Source organism: Kitasatospora sp. NPDC059160, from assembly GCF_042755465.1.
Lineage (GTDB): Bacteria > Actinomycetota > Actinomycetes > Streptomycetales > Streptomycetaceae > Kitasatospora.
Window position 1 is genome coordinate 1 of the sequence record NZ_JBHZCN010000111.1, and the last position, 13,402, is coordinate 13,402.

General features: G+C 75.2%; 6 protein-coding genes and 1 pseudogene. 6 read left to right on the forward strand and 1 reads right to left on the reverse strand.

All coding sequences use genetic code 11. The features are described from left to right. The 3 genes and pseudogenes from ACFXOZ_RS34455 to moeZ all read left to right on the forward strand — a co-directional run. Positions 1-805 (forward strand): annotated as a pseudogene (locus ACFXOZ_RS34455) (hypothetical protein); the annotation flags it as partial. Between the two features lie 105 nt (positions 806-910). After that, on the forward strand, positions 911-1,921 hold the full coding sequence (locus ACFXOZ_RS34460) for an NAD-dependent epimerase/dehydratase family protein (protein ID WP_380593839.1): 1,011 nt from the start codon (positions 911-913) through the stop codon (positions 1,919-1,921). Positions 1,922-2,109: 188 nt separating this feature from the next. Further along, positions 2,110-3,288 carry an adenylyltransferase/sulfurtransferase MoeZ gene (gene moeZ, locus ACFXOZ_RS34465; protein WP_380525900.1) on the forward strand — a complete coding sequence of 393 codons (1,179 nt, stop codon included), beginning with the start codon at positions 2,110-2,112 and terminating at the stop codon, positions 3,286-3,288. Between the two features lie 76 nt (positions 3,289-3,364). Here moeZ and ACFXOZ_RS34470 read toward each other — a convergent pair whose 3' ends face one another. Further along, positions 3,365-6,100: a flippase-like domain-containing protein gene (locus ACFXOZ_RS34470; protein ID WP_380525898.1), complete on the reverse strand. Its 2,736-nt coding sequence runs from the start codon at positions 6,098-6,100 to the stop codon at positions 3,365-3,367. Between the two features lie 134 nt (positions 6,101-6,234). Here ACFXOZ_RS34470 and ACFXOZ_RS34475 point away from each other — a divergent pair, with 134 nt between their 5' ends. The 3 genes from ACFXOZ_RS34475 to ACFXOZ_RS34485 all read left to right on the forward strand — a co-directional run bounded on the left by ACFXOZ_RS34475 (position 6,235) and on the right by ACFXOZ_RS34485 (position 13,356). Further along, on the forward strand, positions 6,235-6,612 hold the full coding sequence (locus ACFXOZ_RS34475; protein WP_375884839.1) for an MGMT family protein: 378 nt from the start codon (positions 6,235-6,237) through the stop codon (positions 6,610-6,612). 84 nt (positions 6,613-6,696) lie between these two features. Next, positions 6,697-10,065 (forward strand): ATP-dependent helicase, encoded by a 3,369-nt coding sequence (locus ACFXOZ_RS34480; protein WP_380593841.1) that lies wholly within the window; start codon positions 6,697-6,699, stop codon positions 10,063-10,065. Positions 10,066-10,134: 69 nt separating this feature from the next. After that, a complete protein-coding gene (locus tag ACFXOZ_RS34485; RefSeq protein WP_380593843.1) occupies positions 10,135-13,356 on the forward strand; it encodes a UvrD-helicase domain-containing protein in 3,222 nt (1,073 codons plus the stop codon). Positions 13,357-13,402: the final 46 nt, after the last annotated feature.

Below are 13,402 nucleotides of genomic sequence, written 5' to 3' on the forward strand. Positions count from 1 at the left end.
ACAGGCGCCGCCCTGCGCCGCGGTGGCCGCGCTCGGCGCCCGCTGGCCGGTGCTGCTGCCCGCCGCCGTCCCGCTGGTGCTGCTGCCCGCGCTGACCGCGACCGCCCCGGCCGAGCCCGCCCCGCCGCCGTGCCGCCCGCCCTGCCCGGCGGAGCTCGGCCCGGTCCGCACCCCGCCCCCGCCGGCCGGCTCCCGGCTGCGCCCCGCCGCGCTCGGCCACGGGCTGGGCCTGGCCGCGCTGCTGCTGCTCCCGCTGGCGGCGCCGGGCCGGGACCGGCCGCTGGCCGCCGCCCTGGTGCTGGCCGCGGCGGTGTCGGCGGGCTCGGCGGAGCGGGCGGCCCGCTGGTACCGGCAGGTCGGCCGGGGGCACCTGGGGGCCGCCCGCACCCTGGCCGAGTTCCGGGCCCGGATGCGCCCGGTGCTGCCGGTCGCGGTCGCGCTGCACCTGGCCGTGCTCGCGGTGCTCAGCTACGCCGCGCTGGCGGTCCTCGCGGTGGTCGCGCCGCGCCCCGGGCCCGGCCACGGCGGCGGCCTGCTGCACCTGGCCGCCGAGCGGGCCGGCCCCGCGGCGTGGGCGGCGCAGGGCGTGCTGGGCCTGCTGCTGGTGCTGCCCGCGCTGCTGGCGCGCTGCGGCCGGACGACGGCCGCCGCGGTGGGTGCGCTGGCCGGGCCCGTCGCGACGGCGGTGCCGCTCGCCCTGGGCCGCCCCTGGCCGTCGGCCGTCCTGCTGGGCGGCGGCGCGGTCGCGGTGGTGCTGCTGGCCCACGGCTGGGCGCTGCTCGGCCGGGCCGGCGCGCACCGCTGACCCTCCGGTCAGACCTTTCAGACTTCTCAGACCCGTCAGATCTCGTTCGCTGTATTTCAGTCCGCCAGGTCGTCCCCGACCTCGCTTCGTGGAAGGACGCCCCCGATGAGGGTGCTGCTGCTGGGCGCCGACGGCTTCATCGGCCGCCGGGTGACCGATCGTCTGCTGATGGACCAGGAGTTGCAGGTGACGGTGCTCGGCCGGCGCGACTCGGCCGACATCCGCTTCGACCTGACCGCCGGGAGCCCGGGCGCCCTGGCCCGCTTCCTGGACGCGGTCGCGCCGCAGGTGGTGATCAACTGCGCGGGTGCCACCTACGGCAGCTCGCGGACCCTGATCCGGTCGAACACGCTGGCCGTCGCGACCGTCTGCGAGGCGATCCGGCGCAGCCGGGAGCCGGCCCGGCTGGTGCACGTCGGCTCGGCCGCCGAGTACGGGCCGGTGCCCGGCGGGGTGCCGGTGTCCGAGCAGGCCGAGCCGCGGCCGGTCGGCCCGTACGGGGTCTCCAAGCTGGCCGGGACGGAGCTGGTGCTGGCCTCCGGGCTGGACGCGGCGGTGCTGCGGGTGTTCGACGTGGTGGGCCCGGGGGCGCCGACCGCCTCGCTGTTCGGGCGCCTCGCCGAGGGGCTGCGGCGGGCGCTGGAGCGGGACGAGAACCAGGTGCGGATGCCGGACCTGTCCGGATACCGGGATTTCGTGGACGTGCGGGACGTCGCCCGGGCGATCCAGGCGGCGGCGGTCTCGGCCGCCACCGGGGTGATCAACGTGGGCAGCGGGCACGCCGTGCGGGCCCGGGACGCGGCCCAGCTGCTGGTCCGGGCCTCGGGCTTCGAGGGGTCGATCGTGGAGGAGAACCGGCAGGTCCTGCTGCCCGCGCAGGCCGCCGGCCCTGCCGGCGACCACCTGCCGGGGCACGGCCACCACGCGTCCGGGCCGTACCTGCCGGGCCATCGGGCGGAGGGGCACCGGACGGAGGGCCGGCCCGCCCCGGGGGAGCCGGTGCCGTGGCGGCAGGCGGACGTGCGGACCGCCCGGGACCGTCTCGGCTGGCGGACACAGGTGCCGCTGGAGGAGTCGCTGGGGGACGTCTGGCTGGAGACGGCCTGCCGGGTGTGAGGGGGCGCGGGGGCGTCCGGCGGGCGGTTCCACGATCCGGCGCGGCCCGTCTCGCCCATCGGACGAGCTGTCTCGGAATACCGGTGGGGCATGACACTGTTGGCCTAGAGAGCCACCTGAGTGGCGGTGCAACAACCCCGTCCGAGGCTGGCCCCGGCCGCCTGAACAAGAGACCCATCGGAGTCCCCGTGTCGTTGCCACCCCTGGTAGAGCCGGCCGACGAGCTCACCGTCGACGAGGTCCGCAGGTACTCCCGCCACCTGATCATCCCGGACGTCGGGATGGCCGGGCAGAAGCGGTTGAAGAACGCCAAGGTGCTCTGCGTCGGCGCCGGCGGCCTCGGTTCGCCCGCGCTGATGTACCTGGCCGCCGCCGGTGTCGGCACGCTGGGCATCGTCGAGTTCGACGTGGTCGACGAGTCGAACCTGCAGCGCCAGATCATCCACGGCCAGGCCGACATCGGGCGCTCCAAGGCGGAGTCCGCGCGCGACTCGGTGCAGCAGATCAACCCGTACGTCGAGGTGGTCCTGCACGAGGAGCGCCTGGACAACTCCAACGTGATGGAGATCTTCTCCGGCTACGACCTGATCGTGGACGGCACGGACAACTTCGCCACCCGCTACCTGGTGAACGACGCCGCGGTGCTGCTCGGCAAGCCGTACGTGTGGGGCTCGATCTACCGCTTCGACGGCCAGGCCAGCGTGTTCTGGGCCGAGCACGGCCCCTGCTACCGCTGCCTCTACCCGGAGGCCCCGCCGGCGGGCATGGTCCCGTCCTGCGCCGAGGGCGGCGTGCTGGGCGTGCTCTGCGCGTCCATCGGCTCGATCCAGGTGAACGAGGCGATCAAGCTGCTGGCCGGGATCGGCGACCCGCTGGTCGGCCGGCTGATGATCTACGACGCCCTGGAGATGAACTACCGCCAGGTGAAGGTCCGCAAGGACCCGGACTGCGCGGTCTGCGGCGAGAACCCGACGGTCACCGAGCTGATCGACTACGAGGCCTTCTGCGGCGTCGTGTCGGAGGAGGCGCAGGCCGCCGCCGCCGGTTCGACCATCACCTCGAAGCAGCTCAAGCAGTGGCAGGACGACGCGGAGGACATCTACCTCATCGACGTCCGCGAGCCCGGTGAGTACGAGATCGTCAACATCCCCGGCGCGGTGCTGATCCCGAAGAACGAGTTCCTCATGGGCGACGCCCTGGAGAAGCTGCCGCAGGACCGGAAGATCGTGCTGCACTGCAAGTCGGGCGTGCGCTCGGCCGAGGTGCTGGCCGTGGTCAAGGCCGCGGGCTTCGCCAACGCCGTCCACCTGGGCGGCGGCGTGCTCGGCTGGGTGAACCAGGTCGAGCCGCACAAGCCGGTCTACTAGGCCGCCGGCCGGACAGACGCGTCAGGGGCCCCACCGCTCGGCGGTGGGGCCCCTGACGCGTCCGCGGGTGCCCCGCTCAGAGCGCGTGCCGGCGCTGCAGCACGTTGTAGGCGATCCAGCCCGGCAGCACCGGCAGCCAGAAGGTGAGCGCCCGGAAGAGGAACACCGCCGGGGTGGCGACCGCGGGGGAGACGTCCGCGACGGTCAGGGCGCCGATCAGGGCCACCTCGACCGGGCCGATGCCGCCCGGGGTGGGGATCGCCGAGCCGGCCGCGTTGGCGGTCAGGAAGACCACCGCGACGGCCGAGAAGCTGACGTCGCCGCCGAAGGCCTGCACCGAGAAGTCCAGGCAGGCGGTGAAGGACAGGGTCAGCAGCAGGATGCCGCCGAAGCCGGTGATCAGCTTGCTGGGCGTCTGCATCAGGTCGAGCATCCGCGGCACCACGCCGAAGAACAGCGAGCGCAGCCGGCCCAGCACGAAGCGGCGCAGCGGCGCCACCGCGGCCACCACCAGGGCGAGCACGGCGGCGGTCAGCACCCCGATGATCACCGCCCGGGAGGCGGAGAGGTCGCCGTTGGTCTGGCTGCCGGTGATCAGGCCGAAGCTGAACAGCAGCAGCAGGTGCCCGGCCAGGCCCGCCAGCTGGGAGGCGCCGACCGAGGCGACCGCCTGGCCCGGGCGGATCCCGGCCTTCTGCAGGTAGCGGGTGTTGAGCGCGATGCCGCCGATCGCGGCGGGGGCGACCAGCTTCACGAAGGAGCCGGCCAGCTGGGCCGCGACGGTGCGCCGGAACGGCAGCCGCTCGGGGACGAAGCCGGTCAGGCTCATCGCGGCGGCGACGTAGCTGAACGCGGCCGCCAGCAGGGCCGCCGCCGCCCACGCCCAGTTCATCTGGGAGAGCTTGAGCTGGGCCGGCTTGATGGTGGTCAGCGCCAGGTAGGCGGCGAAGGTGAGCGCGATCACCATGATCAGGCTCTTCGGCTTGAGCCGCTCCAGCTTGGCGGGCTCCATCGGCGCCTCGGGGGCGATCTGCAGGATCTGGCCGCGGATGCGGCTGAGCAGGTCCTCGCCGGCCGCCGCGATGTCCTCCTCGGCCTGTTCCTGGGTGCGCTCGCCGGCCGCGACCTGCTCCAGGGCCCTGGCCCGGGCGGCGGTCTTGCGCTCCTTGGTGAGCTTGGCGAGGTCGACCCGGGTGGAGCGGCTCATCCCGACCGGCTGGAGCAGCGGCAGGGCCTGGGCGACCCGGTCCGCGCCGAGCACCGCGTTGGCGGTGGCGACGGCCCGCTCGGGGCCGATCCGCAGCGCGAAGGTGGTGAGCAGCTGGGCGACGTCGATGCGCAGGGTCAGGTCGGTGGCGGCGATGTCGCCGCCGGACAGGTTGACCAGGCAGGCCGTCTCGTCGTCGACGACCAGCAGCGACTCGCCGGTCAGCCGGCGGTGGGCGATCCGGCGCTCGTGCAGGGCCGCCACCGACTGCCACAGCGAGGCCATCACCCGGTCGGTGACCTCCGCGTCGGCGAGCTCGTCCAGGGTGCGGCCCTCGACGTTCTCGTACACCAGGATCGCGGCGTCCGGGCCCAGCTCGGAGGTGGCCACCAGCTGCGGAGCGCGGGCGCCCGAGGCGGCCGCCGCGTACGCGATCAGGGCCTCCTGCTCCAGCGCCTGGCGCAGCGACTGGGGGCTGCGGCGCACCGCCACCGAGCGCAGCCGCAGCCGGCGCCAGGCCCGGTAGAAGAAGCCGGAGGCCTGCTGCTCGCGGTCGATGATGTGGACGTCCAGCGGCGGGCCGTCCTGCTGGGTGACGTAGTAGCGGCGGGTGCCGCCGGGGGCGTCCGGGGCGCGGTGGGCGCCGTCCGGGGTGAAGCCGACCTTGCGCAGGCCGATCATCAGGTGCTGGCCGGTGGGCCGGATGTTGGGGGAGCCGATCGCGTACAGCGTGCCGTAGGCGACGGACCAGCCGATCAGCACGGTGAGCATCAGCGACAGCGGGGTGGTGTAGCCGCCGAGCAGCTCGGTGACCCCGCTGAAGACCACCACCACCCACAGCGCCACCCGCCAGCGCGGTCGGCTCGACATGCCGACGGCGGTCATGTAGGCGATCACCGGGGCGAGGTAGCCGTGCACCGGGTCGGTGAGGCTGCCGTTGCTGTCCAGCGGCAGCCGGGTCAGCGCCGTGCGGATGTGCTCGGAGGCGCCCTCGGCGACCCACCAGTCGATGCCCAGCGAGACGCCGTACGCGAGCACCGAGGCGAGCACGCCGTCGGCGACCCGCAGGCCGTCGCGTTTGATCAGCCGCTCGACCGCGAAGGCCAGCGGCACGGCGAGCACCGCGACGCTGGAGACCAGGCCGGTGATGGTGGACAGCACCGCGGAGAAGTGCGGCGCGTTGGTGGCGATGTCCTGCTCGATGCCGGTGGTCGTCGAGGTGGCGATGCCGGCCAGGACGAAGACGGCGACTATCCCGAAGACCCCGGCCAGGAAGCGGATCAGGTCGGACGGGCGGTGCGCGCGGGCGGCGAGCAGCGGCTCGTCGACGTCCAGGTGCGGGGCGTCGTCCAGCGGGTCGTGGTACTCGGTCCGCGCGGCCGGGGCGGGGACGGGCGCGGCGGGCGCGGGTGCGGGCGGCTCCGCCGGGGCCCCGGGGGCCTTCTCGGGCGTGGGGGTCTTGATCGTCAGGTCCTTGATCAGGGAGACTTCCGGGGTCGGCCCGCTCCCGGGCCGCCCTTCGGACTCGTCACCGGGCGCCGGGGGCACGACGGATCCGGACTCGTCGGAGTCCTTGTCCACGCCCACGTCAGCCGTCCCGGTCATCTGGTCTTGTCCTCGTATCACCACTCACCGCCCCGAAGATGGTGGCATGCCCCGGCCCCCCGTGCTGGACAGGGGCCGGATCGGGCGCGGCGGGTCGTTCGTACGGGGCCGCGCGCGCGTCCCCATGAGGAAGAATGCCGCAGGTGACGGACGTAACAGACGACGGCGTCCCGGACGCCCTACCACCGTTCGCCGAACTGGTGCTCGACCTGACCGAGCGGATTCCACCCGGCCGGGTGATGACCTACGGCGACGTCGCCGAGTACCTCGGCCAGGGCGGCCCCCGGCAGGTCGGCCGGGTGATGGCCCTGTACGGCGGCTCGGTGCCCTGGTGGCGGGTGATCCGCGCGGACGGCCGCCTGCTGCCCGGCCACGAGCACCGCGCCCTCGCCCACTACGGCGAGGAGGGCACCCCGCTGCGCCCACTCGCCGACCCGCCCCGGGTCGACCTCGGGCAGGCCCGCTGGGACGGCGGGGAGACTTCACCGAATCCCGAGCGCGGACGGGATTGACGGGGCAGGATCGTAGGCTCGATGCGGGCGGGCCCGCGCGGCCCGCCCCGGCCATGACTCTCCGTACAACCCCAGGACCCGTTCGTGAGTTCGCCCTACCGGCTCGTGCGCAACCCGCTCGTCCAGCCCGACCCGCCCGTGCTGGACGCCTACCAGCGCGCCGTGGTCGAGCACGCCGGCGGCCCGCTGCTCGTCCTCGCCGGACCGGGCACGGGCAAGACCACCACCCTGGTCGAGGCGGTCGCCCGGCGGATCCAGGACGGCACCGACCCCGAGAAGATCCTCGTCCTCACCTTCAGCCGCAAGGCCGCCGTCGAACTGCGCGACCGGATGTCCGGCCGGCTCGGCTCCACCGCCGCCACCCCGCAGGCCACCACCTTCCACTCCTTCTGCTACGCCCTGCTGCGCGCCCACCAGGACCCGGAGGACTACGCCGAACCACTGCGGCTGCTCTCCGGCCCCGAACAGGACGTCATGGTCCGCGAACTGCTGGCCGGCGGCGCCGAGGACGCCCGCGACGGCCGCGGCCGGATCGCCTGGCCGCTCGACCTGCGCGCCTGCCTGACCACCCGCGGCTTCGCCGACGAAGTCCGCGCCGTGCTCGCCCGCAGCCGCGAGCTCGGCCTCGGCGAGGCCGAACTCGAACGCTTCGCCCAGGGCGTCCAGCGCCCCGACTGGGCCGCCGCCGCGCACTTCCTCGCCGACTACCTCGACGTGCTCGACCTGCGCGGCGTCCTCGACTACGCCGAACTCGTCCACCGCGCCGTCCTGCTCGCCGAACGCCCCGAGATCGGCGAGGAACTGCGCCGCCGCTACGACGTCGTCCTCGTCGACGAGTACCAGGACACCGACCCCTCCCAGGTCCGGCTGCTGCGCCGGCTCGCCGGCGGCGGCCGCGACCTGATCGCCGTCGGCGACCCCGACCAGTCGATCTACGCCTTCCGCGGCGCCGACATCAACGGCATCCTCGACTTCCCCCAGGCCTTCCGCCGCCCCGACGGCACCCCCGCCGAGGTCAAGGTGCTGCGGGTCTCCCGCCGCTCCGGCGCCCTGCTGCTCGCCGCCTCCCGCGAACTCGCCCGCCGGATGCCGATGGGCCGGCTGCCCGCCGACAAACTCGCCCAGCACCGCGCCCTGCTGCCCTCCCGCGAGGGCGGCCGGGTCGAGGTGTACACCTACCCCACCCCCGGCGCCGAACTCGACTCGATCGCCGACCTGCTGCGCCGCGCCCACCTGGAGGACGGCGTGCCCTGGGGCGAGATGGCCGTCCTGGTCCGGGCCGGCGCCCGCTCCATCCCCGGCGTACGGCGGGCCCTCGGCGCGGCCGGCGTCCCGCTGGAGATCGACGGCGACGACCTGCCGCTGCGCGAGGAACCCGCCGTCGCCCAGCTGCTGCTCGCCCTGCGGGTCTGCGCCGAGCAGGCCGCCCGCGACAAGCGGGCCCTCCTCGACACCCCCGGCCCGCACACCCCCGACCCGCTCACCGAGGAGCTGGCCCACACCCTGCTCACCGGCCCGCTCGGCGGCCTCGACGGCTCCGACCTGCGCCGCCTCGGCCGCGCCCTGCGCGAGGAGGAACGCGCCGCCCTGCGCGCCGCCGCGCGCGCCGACGGCGGCTCCGACGGCCGTCCCGACGGCGTCCCCGCCGCCCCGCGCCCGGCCGGCGAACTGATCCGCGAGGCCCTCGCCGAACCCGAGCGGCTGATCGCCCTCGACCCGGCCACCGCCCGCCGCGCCCGCGACCTCGGCACCCTGCTGCGCAAGGTCCGCGAACTGCTGGCCGGCGGCTGCACCGCCGAGGACGCCCTGTGGGAGCTGTGGGACGGCAGCCGCCGCTGGCGCGAACGCCTGGAGCGCGCCGCCCTGCGCGGCGGCGCCGCCGGCCGCAACGCCGACCGCGACCTGGACGCGCTGTGCGCCCTGTTCGAGACCGCCGCCCGCGCCGAGGAGCAGGTCACCGGCCACCGCAGCGCCCTCGACCTGCTCGCCGAACTCGAAGCCCAGGACATCGCCGCCGACACCCTCACCGTCCGCACCGTCCGCCCCGAGGCGGTGCGGCTGATGACCGCCCACCGCTCCAAGGGCCTGGAGTGGCGCCTGGTCGTGGTCGCCGGCGTCCAGGACGGCCTCTGGCCCGACCTGCGCCGCCGCGGCTCCCTCCTGGAGGCCGACCGGATCGGCCGCGACGGCCTCGCCGAACCGCTCTCCCCGGCCGCCCTGCTCGGCGAGGAGCGCCGGCTCTTCTACGTCGCCGCCACCCGCGCCAAGGAACGGCTGATCGTCACCGCCGTCAAGGCGCCCGCCGACGACGGCGACGAACCCTCCCGCTTCCTGCGCGAGCTCTACCGCGAGGACGTCGACCCCCGGACCGGCAAGGTGGTGCGCCGCACCCCGCCGGTCACCGTCGAGGACGTCACCCACCGCCCGCGCCGCCCGCTCTCGGTGGCCGCCCTGGTCGCCGAACTGCGCGCCGTCACCGTCGACCCCGCCCGCTCGCCCGAACTGCGCCGCGCCGCCGCCGAACGCCTCGCCACCCTGGCCGCCGCCACCGACGAGGACGGGCTGCCGCTGGTGCCCGCCGCCCACCCCGACCGCTGGTGGGGCCTGGACGACGCCACCACCGCCCCCGAGCCGCTGCGCAGCGCCGACGCGCCCGTCCGGCTGTCCGGCAGCGGCCTGGAACAGCTGGAGAACTGCTCGCTGCAGTGGTTCCTCGACAAGGAGGTCAAGGCCCGCGCCCCCGGCACCGCCGCCCAGGGCTTCGGCAACGTGGTGCACGCCCTCGCCGACGAGGTCGGCTCCGGCCGCACCCCCGCCGACCTCTCCGTCCTGATGGCCCGCCTGGACACCGTCTGGGACGCCCTCGCCTTCGACGCCCCCTGGAAGTCCCAGCAGGAGAAGGGCGAGGCCCGCACCGCCCTGGAGCGCTTCCTCAACTGGCACGTCCTGGAGCGCGGCCGCGACCTGGTCGCCACCGAGCACGGCTTCGACGTCACCCTCGACGTCGGCGGCGTCTCGGTGCGCATCCGCGGCTCGATGGACCGGGTCGAGAAGGACCACGCCGGACGCGCCTACGTGGTCGACTTCAAGACCGGCAAGCAGATCCCCACCGACAAGTCGCTGCCCGAGCACAAGCAGCTCGCCGTCTACCAGCTGGCCGTCCGGGCCGGCGCCCTCAACGAGCTGCCCGGCTTCACCGAGCACCCCCCGGCCACCGGCGGCGCGGAACTCGTCCACCTGCGCGAGGCCGCCGCCAAGGCCGACCCGGACGCCCCCAAGGTGCAGCGGCAGGAGCCGCCCGAGGGCGAGCCGTGGATCGAGAACCTGCTCGCCGAGGCCGCCGGCAAGGTCCTCGCCGAACGCTTCGTCCCGCAGACCGGCGGCGGCTGCGACCGCTGCTCCTTCCGCCGCAGCTGCTCCGCCCAGCGCGACGGCGCCCAGCTGGTCGAGTAGCCGGTCGAGTAGCCGGGGTCACGTTCGCCGGGTGTCCGGAGTGTCGTCGGTGCCCGTTACGGTTGCGGGGTGACCGCCGTGCTCAGCCATCCCGACCAGCTCAAGGAGCTGCTGGGCATCCCGTTCAACCGGGAACAGATGGCGGCCATCGGCGCCCCCCTCGCCCCGGCCGTGATCGTGGCCGGCGCCGGCTCCGGCAAGACCACCGTGATGGCCGCCCGGGTCGTCTGGCTGGTCGGCTCCGGCGCCGTCCGGCCCGAGGAGGTGCTCGGCCTCACCTTCACCAACAAGGCCGCCGGCGAACTCGCCGAACGCGTCCGCACCGCCCTGCTCCGGGCCAGCGTCGCCGACCGGGACGAGGGCGAGCCGCTCGGCGAACCCGAGATCTCCACCTACCACGCCTTCGCCGGCCGCCTGCTCAAGGAGCACGGCCTGCGGATCGGCATCGAGCCGGACGTGCGGCTGCTCGCCGACGCGACCCGCTTCCAGCTCGCCGCCAAGGTGCTGCGCACCGCCCGCGGCCCCTTCCCCGCCCTCACCGGCACCTTCGCCAACCTGGTCGCCGACCTCACCGCCCTGGACGGCGAACTCGCCGAGCACCTGGTCGAGCCCGCCGCCCTGCGCGCCCACGACGAGCAGCTGCTCGACACCCTCGCCACCGTCAAGCTCGGCAACGACGACCTGCGGGCCGTCCCCGTCACCGCCCGCGCCCGGCTGGAACTGCTGCGCCTGGTCGAGGAGTACCGCCGCCGCAAGCGGGGCGCCGGGCTGATGGACTTCGGCGACCAGATAGCCGCCGCCGCCCGCCTCGCCCAGCAGCGCCCCGAGGTCGGCGAACTGCTCCGCGGCCAGTACCGGGTCGTCCTGCTGGACGAGTACCAGGACACCTCCGTCGCCCAGCGCCTGATGCTCGCCGGCCTGTTCGGCGCGGGCCCCGAGCACACCGGGGGCGGCCACCCGGTGACCGCCGTCGGCGACCCCTGCCAGGCCATCTACGGCTGGCGCGGCGCCTCCGTCGCCAACCTCGACGACTTCCCCCGGCACTTCCCGAAGGCCGACGGCCGCCCCGCCGACCGCTACGCGCTCAGCGAGAACCGCCGCAGCGGCGGCCGGCTGCTCGCCTTCGCCAACGAGCTCGCCGCCCCGCTGCGCGCCCTGCACGAGGGCGTCGAGGCGCTGCGCCCGGCACCCGGCGCCGAACAGGACGGCTACGTGCGGGCCGCGCTGCTGCCCACCCACGCCGAGGAGGTCGACTGGCTCGCCGACTCGATCGCCCACCTGGTGCGCACCGGCACCGCGCCCGGCCGGATCGCCGTGCTCTGCCGGGGCGGCGCGGCCTTCCCCGACATCCACGCCGCGCTCGTCGCCCGCGAGGTCCCGGTCGAGGTGGTGGGACTCGGCGGGCTGCTGCAACTGCCCGAGGTGGCCGACCTGGTGGCGGTCTGCGAGGTGCTCCAGGACCCGACCGCCAACGCCGCCCTGGTGCGCCTGCTGATCGGCCCGCGCTGGCGGATCGGCCCGCGCGACCTCGCCCTGCTCGGCCGCCGGGCCGCCGAACTGGTGCGCACCGAGCGGCCCGAGGGCGTGGAGGCGCTGGCCGCGGCCGTCGCCGAGGCCGACCCCACCGAGGTGGTCTCGCTGGCCGACGCGGTCGAGACCTTCCTCTCTCCCGGCGGGGAGGGCGACCAGCCCGACGACCTGCCGTTCTCCGCCGAGGCCAGGGTGCGCTTCGCCCGGCTCGCCGCCGAACTGCGCGAGCTGCGCCGCTCGCTGGCCGACCCGCTGATGGACGTGCTGCACCGGGTGCTGACCGTCACCGGCCTGGAGGTCGAGCTGTCCGCCTCCCCGCAGGCGCTGGCCGCCCGCCGGCGGGAGACCCTGCACGCCTTCCTGGACGTCGCCGCCTCCTTCGCCGACCTGGACGGCGACCCGGGCCTGGCCGCCTTCCTCGGCTTCCTGCGCGCCGCCCAGGAGCACGACCGCGGCCTGGACAGCAGCCTGCCCGGCGGCGAGGACACCGTGAAGGTGCTCACCGCGCACAAGTCCAAGGGCCTGGAGTGGGACGTGGTGGCCGTCCCCGGCCTGGTGAAGGGCGCGTTCCCGTCCGGCAGCCCGCGCGAACGCTGGACCAGCACCAAGCGCGTGCTCCCGCACGCCCTGCGCGGCGACCGCGCGACCCTGCCCGACGTGCGCGGCGGCTGGACGTCCAAGTCGATGGCCGCGTTCAAGAAGGAGCTGGCCGAGCACTCCGGCACCGAGGAACTGCGCCTGGGCTACGTCGCGTTCACCCGCCCCCGCGCCCTGCTGCTGGCCTCCGGGCACTGGTGGGGGCCCAGCCAGAAGACCGTCCGCGGCCCGTCCGCCTTCCTGGAGCAGCTGCGCGCCCACTGCGAGCGGCCCGGCGCCGGCGAGGTCGAGCACTGGGCCGAGCAGCCGGAGAAGGACGCCCGGAACCCGGCGCTGGCCGACGCCGTCGAGCGCCCCTGGCCGCTGCCGCTGGACCCGGCCGCCCAGCACGCCCGCCGCCGGGTCGCCGAGGTGGTGCGCACCCGCCTGGCCGGAGGGCCCGCGGGGGAGGCGGAACCCATGGCCGTCGAGGACCAGCGCCAGGTCGCCTCCTGGGACCGCGACCTGACCGCGCTGCTGGGCGAGTTGGAGCGCTCCCGGCGCACCGCCCGCGAGGTCCCGCTGCCGCCCGCGCTGTCCGCCACCCAGCTGCTGCGCCTGGCCGCCGACCCGGACGGCTTCGCGCACGAGCTGGCCCGGCCGATGCCGCGCCCCCCGCAGCCCGCCGCCCGGCGCGGCACCCGCTTCCACGCCTGGGTGCAGTCCCGGATCGAGCCGCTGCTGCTGATCGAGCCCGGCGCGCTGCCCGGCGCCGACGACGACGGCATCGAGGACGAGCGGGACCTGGAGCAGCTCAAGGAGGCGTTCCTGCGCACCCCGTACGCCCGGCGCCGGCCGTACCGGGTGGAGGCCCCGTTCCACCTGGTGCTCGCGGGGCGGGTGGTGCGCGGCCGGATCGACGCGGTCTACCGGGACGGTGACGGGGTGTCGGAATCCAGTGGTGCGTCACGCTACGAAGTGGTGGACTGGAAGACCCACCGGGAGGAGACCGCCGACCCGCTGCAGCTCGCCGTCTACCGGCTGGCCTGGGCGGAGCAGGCGGGCGTTGATCCCGAGCAGGTCACGGCGTCGTTCCTGTACGTCCGCAGCGGACGGATCGTACGTCCGGAGCGACTTCCCGACCGAAAAGAGTTGGAACGGCTCCTGATCGGGAACAGTGACTAATGAGTCACGCAGAGCACCCGAGTCATCGCGCCGACGTCCGAAACCT